17 protein-coding genes and 1 tRNA gene are annotated in these 24,277 nt (G+C 59.1%); 6 read left to right on the top strand and 12 right to left on the bottom strand.

Translation table 11 applies throughout. The features are described from left to right. Positions 1-3: 3 nt before the first annotated feature. Together ACYVJT_RS06065 and ACYVJT_RS06060 are read right to left on the bottom strand one after the other, a co-directional pair. Complete coding sequence (locus ACYVJT_RS06065) at positions 4-1,644, bottom strand: thiamine pyrophosphate-binding protein (protein ID WP_343955977.1); 1,641 nt, start codon at positions 1,642-1,644, stop codon at positions 4-6. After that, on the bottom strand, positions 1,641-2,435 hold the full coding sequence (locus ACYVJT_RS06060) for a cyclase family protein (protein WP_343955976.1): 795 nt from the start codon (positions 2,433-2,435) through the stop codon (positions 1,641-1,643). The genes ACYVJT_RS06065 and ACYVJT_RS06060 overlap by 4 nt, the downstream gene beginning before the upstream one ends. A gap of 293 nt (positions 2,436-2,728) precedes the next feature. On the opposite strand from ACYVJT_RS06060, the gene ACYVJT_RS06055 reads away from it, so the two are divergent. Continuing rightward, a complete protein-coding gene (locus tag ACYVJT_RS06055) occupies positions 2,729-8,422 on the top strand; it encodes a GH92 family glycosyl hydrolase (protein ID WP_343955975.1) in 5,694 nt (1,897 codons plus the stop codon). Between the two features lie 137 nt (positions 8,423-8,559). Here ACYVJT_RS06055 and ACYVJT_RS06050 read toward each other — a convergent pair whose 3' ends face one another. Further along, positions 8,560-9,627 carry a threonine aldolase family protein gene (locus ACYVJT_RS06050; protein WP_343955974.1) on the bottom strand — a complete coding sequence of 356 codons (1,068 nt, stop codon included), beginning with the start codon at positions 9,625-9,627 and terminating at the stop codon, positions 8,560-8,562. Next, on the bottom strand, positions 9,617-10,048 hold the full coding sequence (locus tag ACYVJT_RS06045; protein ID WP_343955973.1) for a PaaI family thioesterase: 432 nt from the start codon (positions 10,046-10,048) through the stop codon (positions 9,617-9,619). The genes ACYVJT_RS06050 and ACYVJT_RS06045 overlap by 11 nt, the downstream gene beginning before the upstream one ends. Positions 10,049-10,186: 138 nt before the next feature. Between ACYVJT_RS06045 and ACYVJT_RS06040 the strand changes: the two genes are divergently transcribed. Next, positions 10,187-10,399: a hypothetical protein gene (locus tag ACYVJT_RS06040; protein WP_343955972.1), complete on the top strand. Its 213-nt coding sequence runs from the start codon at positions 10,187-10,189 to the stop codon at positions 10,397-10,399. Between the two features lie 3 nt (positions 10,400-10,402). Then, on the top strand, positions 10,403-10,846 hold the full coding sequence (locus ACYVJT_RS06035) for a peptidoglycan recognition protein family protein (protein WP_343955971.1): 444 nt from the start codon (positions 10,403-10,405) through the stop codon (positions 10,844-10,846). An 18-nt stretch (positions 10,847-10,864) separates the two neighbouring features. Here the strand turns inward: ACYVJT_RS06035 and ACYVJT_RS06030 are convergent, their stop codons facing one another. From ACYVJT_RS06030 to ACYVJT_RS06010, 5 genes are all read right to left on the bottom strand, one after another. Continuing rightward, the gene (locus tag ACYVJT_RS06030; protein ID WP_343955970.1) at positions 10,865-11,677 is read right to left on the bottom strand and encodes an HpcH/HpaI aldolase family protein; all 813 of its coding nucleotides are present in this window, start codon (positions 11,675-11,677) and stop codon (positions 10,865-10,867) included. 28 nt (positions 11,678-11,705) lie between these two features. After that, positions 11,706-12,491, bottom strand: a complete 786-nt coding sequence (locus ACYVJT_RS06025; RefSeq protein ID WP_343955969.1) for a fumarylacetoacetate hydrolase family protein — start codon at positions 12,489-12,491, stop codon at positions 11,706-11,708. An 87-nt stretch (positions 12,492-12,578) separates the two neighbouring features. Further along, positions 12,579-14,375: a selenocysteine-specific translation elongation factor gene (selB, locus tag ACYVJT_RS06020; protein WP_343955968.1), complete on the bottom strand. Its 1,797-nt coding sequence runs from the start codon at positions 14,373-14,375 to the stop codon at positions 12,579-12,581. Next, positions 14,372-15,685 (bottom strand): L-seryl-tRNA(Sec) selenium transferase, encoded by a 1,314-nt coding sequence (gene selA / locus ACYVJT_RS06015; protein WP_343955967.1) that lies wholly within the window; start codon positions 15,683-15,685, stop codon positions 14,372-14,374. The genes selB and selA overlap by 4 nt, the downstream gene beginning before the upstream one ends. Before the next feature lie 101 nt (positions 15,686-15,786). Next, positions 15,787-15,882: transfer RNA gene (locus tag ACYVJT_RS06010), tRNA-Sec, on the bottom strand. Between the two features lie 86 nt (positions 15,883-15,968). Between ACYVJT_RS06010 and selD the strand changes: the two genes are divergently transcribed. Beyond that, positions 15,969-16,970 carry a selenide, water dikinase SelD gene (selD, locus tag ACYVJT_RS06005; protein WP_343955966.1) on the top strand — a complete coding sequence of 334 codons (1,002 nt, stop codon included), beginning with the start codon at positions 15,969-15,971 and terminating at the stop codon, positions 16,968-16,970. On the opposite strand, the gene nrfD is transcribed toward selD, so the two are convergent. The 3 genes from nrfD to fdnG are packed head-to-tail and all read right to left on the bottom strand — an operon-like array spanning position 16,967 to position 22,363. After that, positions 16,967-18,064 carry an NrfD/PsrC family molybdoenzyme membrane anchor subunit gene (gene nrfD, locus ACYVJT_RS06000; RefSeq protein WP_343955965.1) on the bottom strand — a complete coding sequence of 366 codons (1,098 nt, stop codon included), beginning with the start codon at positions 18,062-18,064 and terminating at the stop codon, positions 16,967-16,969. The genes selD and nrfD overlap by 4 nt on opposite strands. Further along, positions 18,061-19,113, bottom strand: a complete 1,053-nt coding sequence (locus ACYVJT_RS05995) for a 4Fe-4S dicluster domain-containing protein (RefSeq protein ID WP_343955964.1) — start codon at positions 19,111-19,113, stop codon at positions 18,061-18,063. The genes nrfD and ACYVJT_RS05995 overlap by 4 nt, the downstream gene beginning before the upstream one ends. Next, entirely contained in the window at positions 19,106-22,363 is a 3,258-nt protein-coding gene (gene fdnG, locus ACYVJT_RS05990; RefSeq protein WP_343955963.1) for a formate dehydrogenase-N subunit alpha, read from the bottom strand. Before fdnG ends, ACYVJT_RS05995 begins: the two co-directional genes overlap by 8 nt. Before the next feature lie 195 nt (positions 22,364-22,558). Between fdnG and ACYVJT_RS05985 the strand changes: the two genes are divergently transcribed. Then, the gene (locus tag ACYVJT_RS05985) at positions 22,559-23,413 is read left to right on the top strand and encodes an enoyl-CoA hydratase/isomerase family protein (RefSeq protein WP_343955962.1); all 855 of its coding nucleotides are present in this window, start codon (positions 22,559-22,561) and stop codon (positions 23,411-23,413) included. Continuing rightward, complete coding sequence (locus ACYVJT_RS05980; protein WP_343955961.1) at positions 23,410-24,276, top strand: 3-hydroxyacyl-CoA dehydrogenase family protein; 867 nt, start codon at positions 23,410-23,412, stop codon at positions 24,274-24,276. The genes ACYVJT_RS05985 and ACYVJT_RS05980 overlap by 4 nt, the downstream gene beginning before the upstream one ends. Position 24,277: the final 1 nt, after the last annotated feature.

The raw sequence follows: 24,277 nt of genomic DNA, 5'->3' as shown, positions 1-24,277 counted from the left end.
CGGTTAGTGGCCCTGGAAGGCTTCGGCCAACCACCACGAGCCGCCATCGTTGGCGATCTTCGCGTCGATGACCAGGGGAGCGGTGGGTGAGGAGTCCAGCCATTGGGTGACGTAGTTCAGGTCCGCGACGTCTTTGACGGTGATGGCCTCGGCGCCAAAACCACGTGCGATGGAGGCGATGTCAGTGTCCGGGAAGACGACGGTGTCCAAATCGTGGTCATCGCCGAAGTGATGAATCTCTGCACTGTAGGCCGCATCGTTGTACACCAGGACGACCAAAGGGATGCGGTGGCGTACCGCGGTTTCTAATTCGTGGATGGCCATCAAAAATCCTCCATCGCCGGTTCCGAGCACGGGCAACCGGTCGGGTTGAGCAAAAGCCGAACCCAGGGTGGTGTAGAGCCCCAGCCCGATGGATTGGAAGGCCTGGGTGAAACAGAAGCCAAATTCGTCGGGGACATCCAAATACTGGGACGGGTAGCCCATAAAATTCCCCGAATCGATGGCGACGACGCGCTCGTCCGGCAGGAGCTCGTTGAGTCGCTTCGTGACCTCGCGCGGGTCCACAAGTTGACCGGCAACCCCGATATCTGGGGTCTCGGTTTGGTCCCAGCGGGCGCCGGTGGCAATACGCTCTCGAATGTTGTCGGTGCGGTACCGCCGCGGTTGATCCTTGCTCAACCGCGCCATAACATCGGTTGCTGTCGCGGCAGCATCTGCCACCACGCCCAGAGTCACGGGACGGTGCGCGCCGATAGCGGCATCATCGGTATCAACCTGGACGACCTTGGTGTTTGCACCGATGAGTTTGCCGCCCCGCATCGTCCACATATTCAACGCGCTGCCGAACGCCACGATGAGATCGGCGTGAGTGATGAGCTCGGCCGTGAGCGGCGACGAAAAGCCACCCGAGATGCCGAGGTTGAACGCGTCGTCGTTGAATAGGCCCTTGGCCACGGCGCTGGTGGCCAGTAACGCTCCGGACTGTTGCGCCAGTGCGGTGATCTCGGACTTTGCGTTGCGCCCTCCGCGACCCGCCAGGAACACGGGGCGTTCGGCGGCTTGCAGCAACTCGACCAGCTGGGCCAGTGAGCGCTGGTCTGGGCGTTGTGCGGGGGCGGCTTCGACGGCCAGTTCCGCGATGCTGCCCACGGCTGGGGCATCTTGCACGTCCAAAGGGAGATTGAGCACGACGGTGGAACGCTCCCGCAGGACCGTGCGGTAGGCGCGCAGGGTATCGGCCACGGCAGTTTCGGGGGTGTGCACGCGATGTGCCTTGGCGCCCAAACTCGTGGCGAACCCGTCTTGGTCCATCGCGAAGTTCGAGTGCACCGCCCCGCGGGAGGCTTCTGCGGCGAGCACGAGCACCGGACTATCGGATTTGGCCGCCTCACCGATCCCGGTTGCCGCATTGGTCAGCCCGCATCCCTGGTGGAGCGAGACGGCGGCAACCTTGCCCGACATGCGAGCATATGCGTCGGCCATCGTGGCGGCCCCACCTTCGTGTCGGGTGGCAGTGAAGGGCACACCGGCATCACGCAGGGCGTTGGTCAAATGAAAATTGCCGGAACCCACCACACCGAAGCTGTGGCCAACGCCAAGCTGTCCCAGTAGGGCACCGATTTGTTGGGCAACGGTGGTCATGCCCCCTCCACCAGTGCGAACACGCGGCACGGTGAGGCGGTCCCGCCAACAATCGGCAACGGCGACACGATAATGACCGCCCCGCGCGTTGGCAGTTTCGCCAGGTTCTGCAGCGAGGTGATGCCGTATTTATCGTTACCCAGCAGGTGATAGTGCATGGGAAAGGGTGGATCGAGTTCGGCGGCGTTGCCCTGGTCAATGCCCACAGTTTCCACGCCGATTCCCGAGATCGTCGTTTCCTCGGCCAACCAGCGCGAGCACTCGGCCGAGAACCCTGGCGTGTGGGAACCCGTTGCATCGGCGTTCAAAAATGCTGCTTGATCGTGGGCGTATTGATCCCACCCCGTCCGAAACAGCAGCCAGCCGTTTTCGGGTAGGGGACCGTGTTCGGCAACCCAAGCTTGGATGTGTTCGACCTCGATCAGAAAATCGGGATCCTGGGCTGACTCGGTACTGAAATCTAGCCCGACGGCGGGCCCAACCAAACGCTCCGGTTCGATCTGGGCCACATCTTTGCCATCTCGGCCGGAAATCCAGTGGATGGGTGCATCGATGTGCGTGCCGACGTGCTCACCCTGGGAGAAGTTATTATGTGCCCACATCGGACCGGCCTCGTCGAACCGTGCAACGTTTTGCAGGCTGAAATCATCCAGATTCGAAAACGGTTCGGGCAGGCGCAGGGTCGGCGTCGACGCTGACAACGTATTGGTTAGGTCAACGATGTTGACTGCCTGATCGGCAAGCCCGGCGGCCAATTGCGTCAGGGTGGTGGTCGCTGGTGGTGTCGTCATAGCGGCTCCTGGTGTGAATAAGTGAAGTGGTGCTGTACTTAATATAGTGGAGTGCCGGCTGTCTGAGGCGTGAGTAACAGAAATAACACGGCTGCTGTGGTGGACGGCGGTGCGATTCTCACGCAGGAAGCGCCTCGGTATGCAGCGTGTTTTCTCCTACGAACGTTTCAATTTTACCTTCGTGTACTTATTGTTCATGCGCTAGACAAGTGGCCTGGTTACGCTCAGCAATGTGGCGGTGTGATAGCACCGCCGACTCACTTGCACGCTCTCCCTTGGAAAGGAACTCATTCATGCCCACAGATTTTGAAGGGCGGCCTGTCACCTTACGGATTCCTCGAAGATTCCGTACTGGTATGGCCGCGACCATCGTGGCGGCCGTTGCTGCAGCCGGGCTAGTGTCGGCCCCTGTCAGCCACGCGGAACCGTCATCAGACATTACTGCATTCGATGCGGTGGATCAGTTCATTGGCACCGGATTTGACCACGACAACGGTGGTCGTGGTAACGATCATTACGGTAATACTTACCCGGGCGCCACGGTTCCCTTCGGGATGGTGCAATCCAGTCCGACTACGTATAAAACCGAAGATGGTGAGCAGTTCGGCGGTTACGAGTATTCCGCTGATCAGCTACGTGGTTTCGGAATGACGCGCTTGTCCGGAACAGGTTGCCGCTCCAACTATGGCGGATTCGATTTTCCGGTCATGCCGTACACCGGTGAGATGGGCGAGTCAGATGTGCTGCCTACCAACCCTGCCGAGTCGATCAGTGAGTACTTCCTCGATTTTAAGCATGAGGACGAAGCCGCCGAGCCCGGGTATTACTCCGTGGGCCTGGAAGACGGCGTCGATGTAGAGCTCACCAGCACCACCCGTACATCGGTGAGCCGGTATGCTTTCGACGACAACGCTACGCTGATGTTTGATGCGGCAGGTTCGAATAACGACGTTTCATATGCCGATATTGCGTTTGATCCGGAAACCGGTGAACTGAGCGGTAGCGTGACCGCAAATATCGTGTGCAATGGTGGGGACCCCTACACCGCGTATTTCTCTGCCACCTTCGATCAGCAGGTGGAGGCTTATGGCACCTGGGACGCTGTAGGCATGGAAACCGGTGACACGGTTGCCTCAACAGAATCCGCGCACGGCAGTGGTATGTGGCTGACCTTCGAAGACGGTGCGGATGTTACGTCCAAAACCGGACTGAGCTATGTTTCCGTGGAAGGTGCCCGCAATAATGCTTCCTCGGAGACGCAGGACGTGGACTTCGACGAAATACGAGCACAAGCCCGAGGTACCTGGGAAGAAGCCCTAGGCACCGTCGACGCTCAGGGCGGCACCGAGGACGAACGGGTGAAACTCTACACTGCGCTGTATCACGCACTATTGCACCCGAACACTTTCCAAGATGCCGACGGTAGGTATCGTGGCTTTGACGACGAGGTCCACCAAATCGAAGATGGGCGAGACTTTTACGTCAACTTCTCCGGTTGGGATATGTACCGCGGTCAGGCCCAACTGCTGGCGATGCTCTTCCCTGAGCGAGGATCAGACATCAACCAGTCCATCGTGGCCATGGTAGAACAGTCCGGGCAGTGGACCAGCTGGCCGACCTACAACCGGGTCCAGACCAAAATGAGCGGCGACTCCCTCCAAACGATCGTCGCCAGCATCGATGATTTCGGCTCGACCGACTACAATCGTGAAGCTGCGCTGGAATCCATGGTGCAATCGCAATCGCTTCCGGCTACCGACTCCGCCCGCTCGGATGCCGCGATTTACGGAGTGTTGGGCTGGGTCCCGGCAGACCGGAATAACGCTGCGACCTCACGCACGCTTGAATACGCGACCAACGACTTCTCGATCGCGCAGCTGGCCCAACGTCTCGGCGACGAGGAAGCATATGACCTGTTCTCTCAACGAGGGCAAAACTGGAAGAACGTGTTCAACTTCGCCCGTGAACATATCGACGGTCGCGATAAGAACGGCTTCATCAATGCGCCGCTGAATACGCAAGGCAATCAGTTCGAACAGTCCACCGGCAAGCAGTACGGCTTCAATGTCACCCAGAACATGGACGCACTGATCGAAGCCCGCGGTGGTGTTGAAACGGCCACCGAAGAGCTCGATGCCGTGTTGGAGGATCTGGATGGGGGTGCCTTCAGTGAGACCGCTTACTTGGCCAACCAACCAAGTTTCATCCTGCCTTGGGTGTACAACTGGCTGCAGGATCCTGCCAAGACCACTGATACCTTGTACCGTGCCACAACTGAGCTGTTCGACACCACCCCGAGCGGACTCTATGGCAACGACGACTTGGGGTCGCTGAGCGCCTGGTACGTGTGGGCAAATATTGGCATGATGCCAGCCATCTGGGGCACCGCCGATATGGTCGTTTCCGCCCCAATGTTCGAGTCCATAACCATCTCATCCCAGGGTTCTGACCGGACGGTTGAGATCAACGCGCCCGGCGCCGGCTCGACCACCAAGTACGCGACGGGACTGTCCGTCAACGGCACCTCCCAGACCGCATCATGGCTGCCGGCTTCGTTCATGCAGAACGGCGGCGGCACCCTCGACTTCACGATGGACACTGAGCCAGGATCATGGGGCACCGGTGAAGACGACGTTCCACCCTCCTATGATCATGGCGAAAACGTCCGGAACTCCGTTGGCACCACCAATGACGGTGCAGTCAACATGGGCGGCCTTGACGGCGGTGGTACCGGGTTGTCCCGTCAGGATCTTGAAGCCGCCGGTGTCACCGGCGGGGCAGAAATCAGCATGGGTGAAACGGGCGTGACCTTTACCTGGCCGGATACCGCGCCGGGCGAAGCCGACCACTGGATTCCCAATGGTCAGGTGCTGGATTTTGAAGACACTCCTGCCTCTGGTATTTCGTTCATGGGCCTGGCCACAAATGGTCCCTCCCGTGGTACCGCAGAAGTGACCTACACCGATGGTACGACGCAGGACGTCGATGTGCGATTCAGTGACTGGGTTCCAGGCTCCATAGAGCCCGGCAACGTCCGATTGATTGAACTCACCCAGCGCAACACCCTCGATGGTGGCTCCGATTCTGCCGCACCGGTGGTATTCGGAACCTCAGTTGTCCCGCTGGATGAGGACAAGACCGTGAGCAGCGTGACCCTCCCAACCGAGGTGAGCCAGGGCATCATGCACATCTTCGATGTGGCCCTACGTCCGGTTGCGACGCAAGACGAAGATCCGGAGAACCCCGAGGACCCTGCAACGCAGCTGCCGACCCGTCCGACTCCGCAGGCTCCAACCGAGCCCACAATCCCGGAGGCACCGGATCTGGAAGGCACTGAGCTGATCACCGAAGAGACGCAGTGGCGCTACTCTGACACCGGTGACGATCCAGCCGAAGGCCTTGATTCCAAGACGGCCTGGACAGCTGAAGACTTCGATGATTCCGAATGGAGTACTGGCAGTGATAGCTTCGGTGCCAAACGTGGCGAGATCGCTGACCTCGGTGGTGGCTATACCCCGGCCACCTTGGTAGACCAGTACAAGGAGGACACCACCGATAATAAGGAGGCGTTCTTCTTCCGCACTACCGTTGAGCTCGACGACGAGCTGCTAGAACGTGTCGAATCATTGAGCGGACGTCTTGCTTATGACGATGCCGCCCGGGTCTACGTGAATGGTGAACAGGTCGCGGGCTTTCGTGATGGTCGTATCGATGCGGCCGAAACCAACATGGTGTACGCCGGTGATAACGAATCCAACCCCTCGGTGGACACCTTCTCCGTCGACGCTGAGGTGTTGCGCTCCGGCACCAACACAATTGCCGTGCAAGTGCACAACACCAACGCAGGTAGCTCGGACATCTTCATGAAGCTTGAAGAACTCAGTGTCGTCGCCAGTGACGCACCGGCAGCGGTCTCTGATGTGGTGCTGACGGTAGGTGCTGATCAGACTGAACGGAACCTGACATTCTATACCGACCGAGAAGTGCCTGCACAGGTGCAGATAGCTCCGACCAGCGCAAGGACTTCTGAGGACTTCCCGGAAGCCGAAGCTAGCATCGTAGAGGCTGAAACCAACCAGGCGCCCGATCAACGATTCTCCAATAAAGCCACCCTGGAAGGGCTCGCTGAAGACACCTCGTACCTATACCGGGTGGGGAATGATGAGATGGGATGGTCACGCTCCTACGAGTTGTGGACCGGCACATACGACGAAACCTTCAGTTTCGTTTTCCTCTCGGATGCTCAGATCGGTGCCTCAGGAAACTGGGAAACCGACGGTGAACGCTGGGATACCGCATTGGGTACCATTGCGGATCTGGAACCGGACACTTCGCTGATTGTTTCTGGCGGTGATCAAGTGGAAAGCCACACCTCCGAAGACGAGTATGCGGCATTCCTGGAACCTGAACTGCTCAAGCAACTCCCGTGGGCGGTTGTGCCCGGCAACCATGACAATCAGTCGCAGGCATATGACGCCCACTTCAATATCCCCAACCGCTCAACCGAGCATGGCTATGAGGACGTTGAAGGACGTGCTGGTGGGAACTACTGGTACATCTACAACGATGTGCTGTACCTCAACCTGAACTCCAACGCTCGCAGCCCAGGCGAAGAAGACCACATCGAGTTTGTGCGCGAGGTAGTAGAAGAGCACGGTGATGACGTCAACTGGACGGTAGCCACCTGGCACCACTCGATCTACTCGGCAGCATTCCACTCCGTGGAGACCGATGTTATCGAGCGTCGCGAAGCATTAGCGCCGGTCATGAGCGAATTGGGCGTGGACTTGGTACTCTCAGGACACGACCACATTTACACCCGTAGCTACTTGATGGACGGTACCGAACCGGCCGGCGATCTGGAAGCTCAGCAGGAATCCGGGGTCACACTGACTCCCGAAGACGGGGAAGTGCTGTACTTGACGGCGAACTCCGCTTCGGGCAGTAAGTTCTACGGCATCGACGACAATTCACCGGACGCTGCGGTCAAGGATCAATCCAATCAGCCGCAGTACACCGACATCGACGTCTCGCCTGAGGCACTTACTCTGAGCACCTATCAGACGTTCGATCGCACCATGATTGACCAAGTCACCATTACTCAGGACGCTACCGCGCCTGAACTGGAAGGTGTACACGAGGAAGTCGAGGTGGCCCAGGGCCAGCCATTCGAACCGTTGGAGGGCATTACTGCCACCGACGCGTCCGGTGGGGATCTGACCTCAGCCATCACCGTCGACGGCTCAGTAGACACCGCTACGCCAGGGACCTATGAATTGGTCTATACCGTCAAGGATGCCTCGGAGCTTGAAACCACAGCCACGACTCAGGTGACTGTGACCGCGGTACCACCGACCCTCGGTGGTGTCCCAGCAGAACGCACCGAAATCGCAGGGGTCGAATTCGACCCACTGGAAGGTGTTACTGCCACCGATGCCAACGGTCAAGATATAACCGACAGCATTACCGTGGAGGAAGGAGCAAGTCTCCTACGCATGGCGCTACCTGAAGCGGGCACCTATGTGCTGGTGTACTCCGTCACCGACGACTACGGCAGCACCGCAACCGCGCGCTCAACCGTAACCGTCACCTCACCTGAAGAACCGGGTGAAGGTGAAGAGCCAGGTGATGGTGAAACACCGGGTGAAGGTGAAGAACCAGGCGATGGTGAAACCCCGGGTGAAAGCGATGAACCAGGTGACGGTGAAACCCCGACCGAGGAACCAACCGAACCGACCCAAACCCCTACAGACACCGGATCGGGTGATCCAACGGAGAACGCCACGGACGAACCCGGCGCTACTTCGCACACCGAGTCCAGTGGTCCCAACGATGGGGAGGCGTCGGACGACAATGGTTCTTCCGGTGACCAGAACGATCTGGCCAATACCGGTGCCAACATGTGGTTGCCGTGGATATTGGGCATGGTGTTGATCGCACTGGGTGCCGTGTTAGTGATTCGTCACCAGAGGGTCAGCAAACACTAGGCACCTTGCTGTGAACCAGCAATAAACTCAGCCCCGCAACGGTGCTGAACCGGTGGCCCGTAGATTGATTAATCTACGGGCCACCGGTGGTTAAGACGTAATGTCAACATTTAGGACAAACACGAGTAGGACCCGCGCTAGGGGCTGAGCACCTGCAGCAGCTCGTCGACCTTCTGTGGGGTCGTTGCCCAAGAACACACCAGTCGAACAATCGGTCGTCCGGTCGCATCGTGTCCCCAGAGGTGGGCCACGTAGTGTTCGTGCAGCCGCGCCACCAGGGTTTCGGGCATGGCGGCCAGCACCGTAGTCGCATCCGGTGTCGGGACTTCCACGTCTTGGATTGCTGCTAGACCGTGCGCCAGTTGTTGTGCTGCCGTGTTGGCGGTGGTCGCATTGCGGTGCCACAGCGACGTACCAAACATGGCGTTGAGCTGTGCCGAGAGGAAGCTGGTTTTTGACGACAGCTGGGTGGTGTATTTGATGATCGGGGCCAGGGCAGCTTGTTGTACCCGATTCGATAGGACGACGACCGCATCGGCCCCCAGCGCACCATTCTTCGTAGCGCCCAGTGATAAAATATCCACACCCAGGGCGGTCGTGGCCCCGTGTAGGTCCAGTCCGAGCGCGGCTGCGGCTTGTGCGAGTCTGGCGCCGTCCATGTGAATGGCCAGACCAGCTTCGTGGACGGCATTGCACAGTGCTGTCATCTCAGCAACCGTATAGACCGTCCCCATTTCTGTGACCTGTGAAATGGACACCGCGGTGGGCTGAGTCGACTGCGGATTGCCCAGATCAGACGCCAGGACCGCTTCGACGTCTGCGGGGTCGAGTTTGCCGTTGCGGTGCGGCTGGGGCTTCAAGCTGATGCCGGCGCGCACCGGGGCTGAGGACTCCGAGGTGTATACGTGGGCCGTATCGGCACAAATCACTGAGCTGTGCGGATGCGATACCGCCTGCAGCGCCACAATATTGGCACCGGTGCCATTGAAGACCGGAAACCCATACGCCCCGGTCCCAAAGACGGTATCGATCATCTGGTGGAAGTCCTCGGTGATCGGATCCCCACCGTAGGCGGCAGCGTCGGTGTTGGCATCGGCAAGCGCTGCCATGATTTCTGGATGCGCCCCGGCAATGTTATCGGAGGCGAAATGTGGATCGGTCCCGGGCACGGTGAATCGTTGCGGGGTGGTCATATTATTCGGCATGGTCCAACACTGCCATCGTGCACCGTGAAATGCACACCAGTTTCCCGTCCTGATTATGCAAGCGGATATCCCAGACCTGGGATCGTCGGCCACGGGAAATCGGCGTCCCCCGGGCGGTAATGACATCACCGGACAAACCCGGGCGAATATGGTTGGCGTTAATTTCCTGACCGACCACGTACTGTTTCGTCGAATCAACGGTCATGGTCGCGGCAATCGAGCACACGGATTCGGCAAGAACGACCGAGACCCCGCCGTGAAGGATACCGGCTGGTTGCAGGACACGCTCATCGACGGTGACTTGAGCATCCAGGTAGTCTTCACCGATGTGGGTGAATTCGATCCCGAGCACTTCGCCGACGGTCCCGTCGTTGAGCTTCGCGATATCTTCTAACGTGGGCTGATCAAACCAAATGCTCATGCAGTGCTTCTTTCACGACCGGGTAGGTGCGTTGACAAGGTGTTCTTCAGCTTAGGATACCGAACCTCGTGTGGGTTTACACGAAGTTCATGTGGCATTTCTTGCGCAGGGATTTCCCTGGTGATTAGCCTGGCTCACATGGAACTTTCACGACGGAGATTATTTGTCCTGGGTGCCGCATCCGCCGCAACGGCAACAGCGGGCCTCGTCATGGCGCCCGGTGCCAACGCAGCAGACCTGGCGGCCGAGACCGCTGAGCAACCGCTGGGCCATGGCACCACCTATGACCAAACAGCCAAACAACAGAATCCGGCCAACCAGCTTGGTTGCCCCCTCGGAAAGGGGTTGTGATCCATGCAGCCGATCTGGAAGCACACCGAAAATTACACCGGCGGACGAGGTGGCACCGCCGTTGACCGCATTGTCATTCACTACATCGTCGGAACGCTGGCGGCCGCTGATGCCACCTTTGCGAATTCGTCGTCCGGGGTCAGTGCACACTATGGTATCGGGGAAGGGGCGCTGCATCAGTACGTCAGTGAAATGAATACCGCCTGGCACGCCGGGGATTTCCCGATGAACCAGCGCAGCATCGGCATCGAACACTCGGCTGATCCTGATCGTGCGCCATCTAGCTCGACGTACGACATCTCGATTGACCTGTGCACCCAAATTTGCCGGGACTATGATCTGGATCCGCAGACCCAGATCATCCCGCATCATTGGGTGGTGGCCACCGCCTGCCCCGGCACGGTCGATTTACAGCGAATCCGAGATGCAGTGGCCGCACGGTTGTAGCGGACCCTGCATCGGGAATTAGTAGCTGGTGGTTTCCGTTTCGGTACTGGTCCACTTGGCCGCAAGCTGCTCGGTCGCACGGGCCAACAGGGCAACATCGGCGCCAACATTGACGAAGTCAGCGCCGGCAGCCACATAGTCCGCGGCCTGATCCGGGTTGAACGCGTTAACGCCGGCGATCTTGCCCGCAGCTGTTGCCTTGGCGATCACGTCCTTGGCGGCCTTCACTACATCCGGGTGGTTCTGCTGCCCCAGGTATCCCATGGATGCCGACAGATCCGAAGGGCCAATAAAGATCCCGTCGATGCCCTCGATCGCGAGGATGTCATCGATGTGCTCAACCGCTTCGGCCGTCTCGATCTGAATGATCAACGTGATCGTGTCACGTGCCGTCGTCAGATACTCGGGATAGCGACCCCACGCACCGGAACGAGCCAGCGCCGAACCGATGCCTCGGGTGCCCTCCGATGGGTATGCGACCGCGGCGGCGGCTTTCGCTGCGTCTTCGGGGGTGAAGATCATCGGAATGATCAGCGACTGGGCGCCTAGATCGAGGAACTGTTTAATAATGCGCGAGTCATTTTCTGGTACACGAACGACCGGAATCGAGGAATAGCCTGCAATGACCCGCAACTGTGCTTGGACGGATTCCAGGCTCAAGGGGGAGTGTTCGGCGTCAATGAGCAAGTAGTCCATGTCGGCCCCGGCGGCAATTTCGGCCACGGTGGCATCACCGGAAGACAAGAACATGCCGGCTGCCGCACGGTTGCGGTCCTGCTGTGCTGCATCGGTAAATAGTGTTTTGAATGATGGGCGAGGTACTAAAGCCATACTGAAAATCCCTTTCTGGTGCTGGTGGTTAGTCGAACTGGACGCCGATGGTGCCGAGCGGACCGAAATCGGCAAAGACCGTATCGCCCTGATAGACCCACATGTAGCGCGTGAACGAACCGGCCAGGATCATTTCGCCGGCCTCCAGGTAGTCATCGTGTCCAGCCAAACGATTCGCAAGCCAGTGCACACCATTGGCCGGGTGGCCCAGGATGCCCGCAGAAAGACCGGTCTCCATGATTTCCTGGTTGCGCCACAGCGCACCGCCAACCCAGCGCAGATCGACGTCTTCTGGTTTCATCGGGCTGCCACCCAGTACCATCGCACCCAGGGCAGCGTTATCCGAAATGGTGTCGACAATCGTGCGGCCTTCCATTTCGATGTGGGCGTCGAGAACTTCCAGCGCCGGCGTGACGTATTCGGTGGCACGCAGTACATCGAAGATGTTGACGTTTGGCCCACGCAGGTCATCCTTCAGCACGAAGGCGAGTTCTATTTCGATACGCGGATGGGTATATTGCTTCCATTCGAAAACGTGACCGGATTCGAAGACCTGGTCGTCAAAGATCACGCCGTAGTCTGGTTCGTCGATGCCGGTTGCATCTTGCATCGCCTTGGAGGTCAGCCCGATTTTGTGGCCAGCGTTGCGACGACCGGTTTCGATTTGGCGATCCGCCCAGATCTTCTGGATGGCGTAGGAATCTTCGATCACCATATCGGGATAGCGCTTGGTCAGCAGCGGGACCGGTTTGCGGTCAATGTTGGCCTGGTGTAGTTCGTCTGCAATTTTGACGTGTGTTTCGTGGTCTAACATCGGACTCCTTGAGTAGAAAAAGCCTGTCTCAATCGTATACGAAATGCCATTGACGTATTGTGAGTTTGTCGAAGTGCGCAATGACCGCTACCGACCGGTCACCGTGCGCACATTGCCATCCAACCGTTGTGTCCAGCCGCGTGCATCCAAATGTTCCAACAGCGGGATGAGTGTCCGTCGTGTGGTGCCCAGCGTCTGACGTGCCGCAGAGACGGTGAACGGTTGCTCCAACTGTACGATCTTGCGCATGGCCAAGGCCGGCGTCTTGGGACTCAGCACGATATTGTCGTCCAAGCGCAGGACACGTTGTTGTTGGGCTGCTGCGGCCAGTTCCTTATCACCCAGGCCCAGTGCTGCGAGCTCATCTGCGGTGGGCGCGGCGAATGGCTCCTGGACAAAACGCCGCTCGAGTTCAGCCACCTTGGATTCAGCCGCACCCAGGGTGGGTTGCAGGACCGGATCAGCAATCCGCCCGGCAGCCTGCTCGAGCTTGGCCTGTTTCACGACCAGGGGTAGCAAACTGCGCTCGGGTAGTGCCAGGACGTTGACCGCAGCCTGCTGGGTTATCCCGCCGGCGCTGGGGTCACGATCATAGTGTGCGGCTACGGTGTCGCGGAGTTGCTGGGCCCATGTCGCCAGCGCCTGCCGGTCGACATACCACCGGTCGTGGTCCAGCACGGTGTCCGGTAGGGGATCGGGCACCGGGATACCCATCGCGGTAACGGTCGTCTTGACCGCCGCACCACGACGCTGCACTTCGAGGCGCAAATGATCCTCAGGTCGTAGGTCGGCAAGAGTTTCGGCGCGGCGCTTCGCCGCCCCGCGCCGCCGCAGGGCCGGTGGGTCGACATCGACCACGGTCGCTCCACCGGCGATGAGATGCTGTCCGGTGCCGCGCAAAATAAATCGGTCCCCGATGTGTAACGGCAGGGCCCGGTCCAGGGTCAGCCGGGCGAAATCCGGTCCCAGTGGTCGACAGTGTGCATAGACGGTCGCAGTGCCAAGGTGGACCGAGAATTGTTGGGGTAATGCGGTGAAATCCACTTCGGGTGTGCCGGCTACATCCACGATATCGGTGGTGAACGATGCTGCCGGCGCGACCAACACATCGCCGCGGGCAACATCCTCGACCGCAATTCCACGTAAATTCACTGCGGCACGGGTGACCGGGCTGAGTTCCGTGGCGGAGCTGCCATGGCTTTGCAGGTTGCGGACCGTCACTTCCGTGGCGGACTCGCCGGCCAATTGGAGCTGGTCGTTGTAGCGCAGGGTGCCGGTCGCAAGGGTCCCGGTGACCACGGTGCCCGCCCCTTTGACGGCGAATGACCGGTCAACCCAAAATCGAATCGGCGCGGTGGTATCGGGAGTCGGCAGCGTGTCGAGCACTTCATCCAGTACGCCTCGGAGTTCATCCAATCCGGCCTGCTCCATAGCCGACGTTGCAACGATTGGCGCCTGTGCTAGTGCGGTATCAGCCAGTTCGTGTCGGATTTGGGCCGTGACCGCATCGATGCTCTCGGGCGCCAGATCGAGCCGCGAAATGACCACGATGCCGGTGCTGATCCCAAGCGCCTTGATCGCATCGCGGTGCTCGGAGGTCTGCGCTTGCCAGCCCTCATCGGCAGCAACCACCAGACAGACGATCGGGGCTGGGCCAAGACCGGCCAACATGTTGCCGACGAACCGTTCGTGACCTGGCACATCCACGAACGACACCGACCGGCCCGAGGGCAACGCCATTTCGGCAAAGCCGAGATCGATGGTCAAACCGCGCTCGCGTTCTTCGGCCCAGCGGTCAGTCTCGGTTCCGGACAAAGCCTGTACCAAGGCAGATTTGCCGTGATCCACGTGTCCGGCGGTGGCGATCACAAACTGGTCTGTCAACGCTGCACCTCAACGATCTCGCTCAGACGCTGGATGATGACTTGGTCGTCGGCTGGCGGCACGCAGCGTAGATCAACCAGGCAGCGTCCATCGGCGACCCGGGGGAGGATCGCCGGGTTGCCGGTGCGAAGCGGCTCGGCGAAGTGTTCTTCCAAGCTCAGCGCCCATCCATGGATCGGGACACCGACACCTCCACCACCGCCGACTCGCCCTTCGTGGGGCACGACCTCGGCGTCGATGGCAGTCGCGATCCGTTGCGTGCGTTCGAGCAGTTCGCTGGCATCAGCGTGCAGTGCATCATGGACCGGTGTCGATGGGGCATTGAGTGTGGCTTCCAACGCGGCAAGCGCAAATTTATCGGCGCGAAATGCCCGAGCCAAGGGGTGTTTGGCCAATTGGGCGATTACGTCAGCCTTGCCCAGCAACAAACCGGCCTGGGGACCGCCTAAGAGTTTGTCCCCACTGGCGATCACGACATCTGCCCCGTCGGCCAACGCCTGCGAAATCGTCGGCTCGTCAGGCAAGACCGGGTCTGGTTCGAATAGCCCCGACCCCACATCTACGATCAACGGAACCTGATGTGCTGCCGCCAGGTTGGCCAGTGCTTTGGTGGGGACCGTTGCGTTAAACCCGCCGATCCAGTAATTCGACGGATGCACTTTCAGCAGGGCCCCGGTGTTGGCTCCGATGGCGTTGCGGTAGTCGTCGAGGTTGGTCCGATTGGTGGTGCCGACTTCGGTGAGCTGTACCCCCGTGGAAGTGATGAGGTCGGGGAGTCGAAATCCGGCACCAATTTCGACCAGTTCGCCACGACTGATCACCACCTCTGGCCGGGATTCTCCAACCGAAAGTGCCGTGGTGGCAAGCGATAAGGCCGCGGCGCCGTTGTTAACGATCAGCGCGTCTTCGGCATTGGGCGCCCTGGCCAACAGGGCGGTTTTTGCCCACGTGCCCCGCTTGGCGCGTTTGCCGTCGGCGAGGTCGAGTTCAAGGTCCACGTAACCGGCGGCAGCAGCCAGGGCCTCGCGGGCCGCAGCGGCTAGGGGAGCGCGCCCCAAGTTGGTGTGTATGATGACGCCGGTGGCATTGAGTGCCGGTGACAGTTCGGTGGTCTGTGCGGTCTGAACAGCCGCCACAACGCGTGGCGTCACGTCTGCTGGGGCAAGGTCTCCGCGACGTGCAGCAGCCTGCACGTCTGAAATAATACGACGGATCTTCGGTGACCCCAACCGGGTACCGGCTTCGACGACTTCGGACAGCGCCAGGAGCCGATCGGTGGACGGGATGGCTCGGCGCGGATCTGAACTCACCGGGGTCCTTTCGTTGCCAATCTGTGCGGTTGCCAAACGCTGTGGTTGCCAATCTGTGCGGTTACAAAACTCTGCGTCGCCAGTCATTGCGGTGGCATTATTGGCGGAGGCGGACGGGAATCGAACCCGCCAGACCAAGCTACTTGGTCTCGTCGGTTTTGAAGACCGCGGGGACCACCAGGAACCCTGACGCCTCCAAAAAACCAAACTATCACGTTTGCCACCGCCCAGCACTGTCGCACTGGCTCTATCGCAGCACAGCCCGCGTTCTTATACTGGGGGCATGTCTGAGATTTTAGAGCACACAGTCCCTCGTTTAACAACCACAGCCTCGGGTGGCGGATGCGCCTGCAAAATCCCCCCGGGTGAGCTCGAAGATGCTGTTGCGAACCTCGCAGGCCAGGAGTATGACCACGTCATCGTCGGTATTGATGACGGCGATGACGCGGCCGCCGTGCGAATTGATGGTGACACCGCGATTCTGTCGACCGCAGACTTCTTCACTCCCGTGGTTGATTCGGCGTATGACTGGGGCCGGATTGCTGCGGCCAATGCGATCAGTGATATCTATGCGATGGGTGGTAGTCCTATTGTGGCCATTAATCTCATGGGGTGGCCGCGCGGCGTGCTCCCGGCCGAGATGATGGCCGAGGTGCTGGCCGGTGGGCTGGCCGTTGGGAAAGAGGCCGGTTGCCCGGTGATTGGCGGGCATACGGTGGATGATCCCGAACCGAAATACGGGATGGCCGTGACCGGTATCGCCAGGCCAGATCAGTTGTTGCGCAACGACACCGCTGAGGCGGGATTGCCGCTGACGTTGACCAAACCGATCGGCCTGGGCCTGTTGAATAACCGGCATAAGGCGACCGGGGAAGTTTTCCAGGCAGCGATTGATACGATGACCGCCTTGAATAAGGCAGCGGCCGAACAAGCCGTGGCCGCCGGGTTGAAAACCGCCACGGATGTGACTGGTTTCGGTTTGTTAGGGCACTTATACAAGATGATGCGCGCGTCGAATACGGGTGCGGTCATCGACAAAGATGCGGTGCCACTGGTCGATGGTGCAGCTGAGGCGCTACGCGATGGCTATATTTCGGGCGGTACGCGACGCAATCTCGAGTGGGTTGCCGACGACGTTGAAACCGGCAATGGCATCACTGAAGAGGACCTGTTGTTGCTGGCCGATGCCCAAACCTCAGGTGGTTTGTTGGTGGTCGGTGAACTTCCGGGCCACCCGGTGGTTGGCTATACGACGGATCGTGCAGGGACCCTGGAGGTTCGTTAGCCCACGGTGGTGATCGAGTCGTCGACGATGCCTTGTTCTCGTCGTGCTTCCAGGCGTGCTTTTTGTGGTTCCACGACGTGACGGGGGTCTTTGGTCGAGTCGATGCCGGCTTCCAAAATGGCCGAGCGGGTCAACAATGATGCTGTGGCCAGTGCTGCTCCCGAGGCGATGGCCGCTATCCGATTTCGACTCAGCAGTGCGGCCCCGACCCCACCGGCGATGGTCAGACGTTTGGCCCAGCGCAGTTTCATGCCGGGGCGTCCCATTTTGAGTGGTTCGGCTTCCACCGGGTGCATGGGCTCGGTGAGTTTTTCGCTGAAGTACAGTTCAGATGCTGCACCGATGGTCGCAAGCACGCGGGCCGGGCGGGTTTGGGCTGTCGGCGTGGTAACTAGTGCCGCACCGGAGGAGGCCATCGCAGCCGATGACACAAACAGATACGACAGGTTATCTCGGGCCGCATTCCAGGTTGGCACCGCAGTGTCGGCCAGGAGCGCACCGGTGTAGGACGCCAGGGGCGCACCGATGAGCGCTGTGAGCACTCCCGCTGGTTTCTCGGCGCACTGCAACAACGAACGTAGCGGTCCGAGTGGGAGCTTCTGTCCCGTCATGTTGTCGACTTCGACGGCCGCAACGACGCCCGCGCCGGTGCCGAAGCTACCCAGTATCCAGGTACCGATGTTCATCGGCGACGATGGTTTGAAGGTGCGCATCATGTGCAAGAAGCGTTCGGGGCGTCCCAGGTCGAGGATGAGAAATCCGGTGCCCGCGATCGTGCTGCCAAGGGCGGTGAGCCTGGTGTTGCGACGCAGCTTGTCGAGCCCTGCCGCATCCGCTCCGAGGGCCAGCATGGCTGACCCGCCGGCCATGCCACCAAGAAACAGGTAGGCGGCGATTTTGTAGTCCCACGGTGGGGGGTTGACGATGGGTCGGCCGTAATAGGAGTCGCTGAATTCGACGTCTTCGACCATCGGTTCTTCACGGCCACCGTCGCCGCCACCGCGTCGCCGACCTTTAGCTGGCGGACGGTTGCGTTTCTTTTTGCGACGGGGCTCGTGTGCGGGCCGGTAGTCGTCGAAGTCGGAGACGGTCACTTTTTACGAGCTCCTACGAACGCGGTTGCAGCAGCAGCCAGCATTCCGGCGGCCGCGATGCCAACCTTTTTGTACATTGCCGGTAAGTTTTTGGTGGGCACCTGTGGATCTGGTGGCAGACCATAGACTTCGGGTTCGTCGAGCAGCAGGAAAACGGAACCGATGCCGCCGACGCCGTCGTTGGGGTTGGCTCCGTAGAGGCGGGCTTCGGTGTTGCCTTGTGCATGCATGGTGGTGACCCGTTCGATGGCGGAGTCGCGCATCTCCGACTGGTCACCGAATTTGATCGAGGTGGTCGGGCAGGTCTGAGCGCACGCTGGTTGCTGACCATCGACCAGCCGGTCGTAGCACAGCGTGCATTTATTGGCGGTGCCCTCGTGCTTCACGTCCATCGCGTAGCGAGAGTCAACACGGTCTGGTTTGGTGTGGATAGTTCCGGAATCGCGGCGCTCGATGACACCGAACGGGCAGCCGGCCACACACGTGCCACAGCCATTGCAAATATCATCTTGGACGACGACGGTGCCAAATTCGGTGCGGTACAGGGCGCCGGTTGGGCACACATCCAAACAGCCCGCATACGTGCAGTGCTTACAGACGTCGGAACTCATCAGCCACCGGAATTCCGGGGTATCTGGGTTCGGTGGATTATCGACTTTGTCTTTGATACGAACACCGGGGGAGCCGAAGGCTGGCATCCCAATGTTTTTCGAGGTGTCGTGTTCCTGCTTCTCGGGGGCACCGATCGACGGCATGCCAAGACTGACGAGTTTTTTCCCGGAGTCGCGGGCTTTTTCGATCTGCTCTTGGTCTTGTTCGATGAATGCGACGTGCCGCCACGTGTTGGCCCCGAGGCCACCGCTGTTGTCGTAGGAGGATTCGAGCAGCTCCAGGTTGCCGTCCATGGGCACTTCGTTCCACTCTTTGCACGCGACCTCGCAGGCCTTACACCCGATGCAAATGGAGGTGTCGGTGAAGAAGCCTTTGCGTTGCGTCCCCTGACCGTGGGCCTCTATGAGTTGGCCGGGTTTTTCCTTGAAGTCAAACAAGTTTGTCTCCTTCGTGGTGCTCAGGTTCAGACAACTTTGGTGGTTGGTCGATTTTCATCGTGTCAGGGTCGCGCTGATAGGTTACTTGACGCTGTCCGGTCATGGTGGTGATGCCAGCCCGGTCGCGGTACTCATCGACAAAATCTACCAGGGCTTCGCCGCGTGGACGGCGTCCCGGTTGGATGTCGCAGGCCACCGCTTTGGCCGACTGGATAAAGACGTTGGGGTCCAGTGTCATACCCAGCAGGTCATTGGTGCTATCACCGGTGATGAGTGCTTCTTTGCCGACACCGAAGTGGTAGGGCAGCCCAATCTGATGGACCGTGTTGCCCCCGGTGCGCACCGGTTTCATGCGAGCGGTGACCAGCACGCGAGCTTCGATTGCGCCACGCGGGGAGACAATCGTGGCCCACCCGTAGGGGTCCAAACCGATCTCTTCGGCCAACTCTTGGGATACTTCACAGAACATTTCTGGTTGCAGCTCGGAGAGGTAGGGCAAGAACCGGCTCATGCCGCCCGCGGTGTGGTGCTCGGTGAGACGGTAGGTGGTGAACACGTGGGGGAACACTTCTGAACCTGGTGCCCCGGCAGCCGGTGCCAGTTCATTGCCTTCGGTGGTTATGAGCATTCGGGAGGGTGATTCTTGCTGGGGGTACAACCCATTGCGTACAGGCGACTCAGCAGGTTCGTAGTGGGTCGGTAGTGGCCCGTCTTTCATACCCATTGGGGCAAAGAGCCAGCCTTTGCCGTCGGATTGCATAATGAACGGGTCATCACCGGCAATAGCTGCCGGACCGTAGGTACCGGCCTGCATCTTGGACCAGGGAGCGAGATCGACGGGGAAGTCGGGCACGTCTGGACCAACCCACCGGCTTTCGTCCTCGTCCCACCAAATGAGTTTCTTGCGTTCCGACCATGGTTTGCCATCCGGGTCAGCCGAGGCACGGTTATAGAGAATGCGGCGGTTCGCAGGCCAGGCCCACGCCCATTTTTGTGCCATCGCATCCTGTTTATCGCCGGGGACACGCAGTGCGGCACGGTTGACGCCATCGGCATAGACACCCGTGTATATCCAACAGCCGCCAGCGGTGGAACCATCGGCTTTCATCTGGTTGAACGTATCCAGCGGCTTTCCGGTATCGGGGCCGGAGGTGTGGAAGCCGTTGATCTCTCGCATCACGGCTTCAGCGTCTGGTTCACCGTGTTCATCCACCGGATAGTCCCAGGTCATATCCAACAGTGGGCGGTCTCGTGGGTCCGGTGAGTCTTTGAGTTTCTCTCGCAAGAGTTTGCCAAGCTCGTGGAAGAACTCGAGTTCGGAGCGGGCATCACCGGGCGGGGTGACGGCTTGGTGACGCCACTGCACTAACCGCTGAGTTTGAGTGAACGTCCCAGCTTTTTCGGTGTGGTTGGCTGCGGGCAGGAAGAAGACCTCGGTGTCGATGTCTTCGGTATTCAACTCACCACTTTGGATTTCGGGGCCGTCTCGCCACCAGGTAGCGGTTTCGATCTGTTGGAAGTCCCGCACGACCATCCATTTCAGATTCGCCATCCCCAAGCGTTGCATGCGTCCATTGGCCGAACCGACGGCCGGGTTTTGTCCCAGTACGAAGTAGCCGTCGACGCCCTTGTCAAACATACGCATCAGCGTTTGATAGGTGCCGTGGGCGCCGGTCAGTCTCGGCAGGTAGTGGTAGGCGTAGTCGTTTTCTTCGGTGGCCGCCTCACCGAACCATGCCTTCAACAAGGAAACCATATAGGCGTCCCCGTTTGACCAGAAGCCCTTCTGATCTTTGGGTACGGCTTTATCGAAGTAATCCTGCAGAGTGTCGTGCTTCCCAGCGACCGGGAAAGGCAGGTAGCCGGGCAAAAGGTTGAACAGCGTTGGTATATCGGTTGAGCCCTGAATCGTTGCGTGACCACGAAGCGCCATGATGCCGCCACCTGGACGACCCATGTTGCCCATCAATAACTGCAAGACTGCCGAGGTGCGAATAAACTGGGCGCCCATGGAATGCTGGGTCCACCCCAGCGCGTAAGCAACACAGGTTGTTCTATCTCGACCAGAGTTCTGGGCGTACGCATCGGCGAGGTATGAGAAATCTTCCTGGCTGATGCCACACATGTCCTCGACGGCTTCCGGGGTGTACCGCGAGTAGTGCCGCTTCAGAATCTGAAACACCGACCGCGGATGCTGCAGAGTCCGGTCCTTGGCGATGCCGTCCGGTTCGTTCGGGTCTTCCTCGTACTGCCAAGTGTCATTGTTATAGCCCAGCAGGTCTTCTTCGTAGCCCGAGAACAGTCCGTCGAGATCTTCTGGCCCCGCGAATCCTTCAGATATCACATGCGAGGCGTTGGTGTAGGGCACCACGTAGTCCTTGAACCACAAGTCGTTCTCGATCATGTGGTGGATCAGCGCGCCCAACAACACAATGTCTGAGCCAGCACGAATGGTGATGTGCTTATCGGCCACGGCCGATGTGCGCGTGAAACGTGGGTCGACGTGAATGACTTTGGCGCCACGTTGTTTCGCCTCGGTGACCCACTGGAAGCCCACCGGGTGGCACTCGGCCATGTTTGAACCCTGAATAACAATCAGGTCTGCATTCGCCATATCTTGTAATGGCTGGGTGGCACCGCCACGCCCGAAGGAAGATCCTAAACTAGGAACTGTGGAGGAGTGTCAAATCCTGGCTTGGTTCTCGATCTGCACCGCACCGGCAGCCGAAAACAGTTTTTTGATCAGATAGTTCTCTTCGTTATCGATAGTCGCCCCACCCAGGGAGGCAATTCCCATCGTGCGATTGACGGGCGTTCCCTCGTCGTTAAAATCTTCCCAGTGGTTTTCGCGAGCTTCGAGAAAACGATCCGCAATCATCTCCATGGCGGTGTCGAGCTCGATCTCTTCCCAATCGGTGGCCTTGGGTCTGCGATACAGCACGGTCTTCTGACGTGACGGCGTATTGACGAGCTGCTCGGATGCTGCCCCCTTGGGGCACAACCTGCCGCGTGAAATGGGGGAGTCTGGGTCACCTTCAATATGGGTGACTTTGTTGTCTTTGGTATAAATCAGCTGCCCACAGCCCACTGCACAATATGGGCAGACACTCTGGACAACGTCGTCAGCATCCTCGGTGCGCGGTCGCATATTTTGATACTTGGGAGACTCCACAGTCGGGCCGCGTCCGAACTTATCTTTGGACATCGCCTGGCGTAAAACCGGCCACCCGAGGGCTGAAAACCGTGACATAGATCCCAGCATAACAGAGCAATACTTGCCTGAGGAAGGGCAACGTTTTACCTTCCAGAAGCAGATCCTCGTTGATGACTGAGCTGCATCGTATTGATACCGGAATGGTAAGTGTTGTCCGCCATCATTGAGGTTCGTGTCGTGGTGCGTGACAATGAGCGAGAGCTTATTTGCGCCACAGTCGGAAAGGACCATATGACAGACGAAGCCGAAGCGCTCGTATTGCGCGAAGATACCGATGGGGTCGCAATACTGAGCATAAACCGGCCTGACAAGTTCAATGCCATGAACAAGCACGTGATGTCACGACTCGATGAGCACCTCACCAATATTGAGGCTGATGAGACCGTGGACGTTGTGGTGTTGACCGGTTCGGGGGAGAAGGCCTTCGTCGCTGGTGCGGATATTCAAGAGCTATCGCAACGTCTGCCCTATGACGGCATGATTGCGGTCATGCAGCGGCTCTATGACAAGATCGCGTCCTTTCCGAAACCTACCATCGCGGCTGTCAACGGTATCGCGTTTGGCGGCGGTCATGAGCTGGCCCTGGCCTGCGACATCCGCATCGGCTCGACCAACGCGCTATTCGCACTACCGGAAACTGGGTTGGGCATCATCCCGGCAGCTGGTGGAACTCAACGATTGGCAAAGATTGTTGGTATCGGCGTGGCCACCGATGTCATTATGTCGGGTGCACGGCTCAAGGCAGCGCGAGCCTATGAACTAGGGTTACTCACCGAGCTCGTGGAACCAGAAGAACTCCTCGACGCAGCACAGAAGAAAGCACAACGCATCCGGTCAAAAGGACCTTTGGCGTTGAAACTTGTGAAACAAGTACTGCAACGAGGTTTTGATGTGGATCATGAAACCGGCATGCTGCTGGAGCGACTCGCGCAGTCCGTTGCTTATAGCAACGAGGAACGCGACGAAGGCACCGAGGCTTTCTCAGCGAAGCGCGATCCAGACTACGCCTCCGTGCATCACGAGCGCGTCACCCACAAAACCATCAAGCCCAGCTCGAAGACTAGGGGAGAACCGGATGGCTTATGAAACATAACATCAACAACATCACCGTGATCGGTGCCGGTGCCATGGGATCACAAATCGCCATGGTCGCCGCGCTCGCAGGTTTCTCGACCACCGTGGTCGACATTGAACAGGTTTCCTTGGATCGGGCGAAAGAACAGCTGTGGTCACGGGTTGACCGCGACGTTGAAAAAGGCCGTCGCACAGCCGAAGCGGTGCAGCAGGCCAAAGAGTTGCTCCAGTTTTCGACGGACCAGGATGCTGCGGTAGCCAACACCGATTTCGTGATCGAAGCAGCTGTTGAAAATCTTGCAATCAAACGTGACATCTTCGCTCAACTCGATAAGACTGCTCCGGCTCAGGCCATTCTGACCACGAACTCCTCGAATATTATGTCGTCGCAAATCGCAGATGCCACGAATCGACCGGACAAAGTTTGCAATATGCACTTCTTCAACCCAGCGTTGGTGATGCAAGGTGTTGAAGTAGTGCCACACGAGGGTACATCTCAAGAGACGAGAGATATCACCATCGCCGTCACTGACGCCTTCGGTAAAGATGTCATCGAACTGAAGCAAGAGATCCCAGGCTTCGTCGCCAACCGTCTGCTCGGGGCCCTTCGGTTAGAAGCATTGAAACTCTATGATGCGGGAGTCGCAGACTTCCAAGACATTGACCGTGCCGCCAAGGGCGCGCTGCGCCACCCCATGGGACCGTTTGAACTCATGGATCTAGTCGGCATCGATGTCGCCTACCTCGTTCGAATGGCCGAATATGAACAGACCGGTGATGAAGCATCGAAGCCGCACCCGGTGCTGGCCGCCAAGTACGCGACCGGAGATTATGGCCGAAAAACCGGAAAAGGCTGGTACGACTACTCCGAATAAG

It is taken from the genome of Yaniella soli (assembly GCF_054782375.1).
Note: the sequence above shows the minus strand (reverse complement) of the source record. Positions and strands in the feature narration are given on the sequence as shown.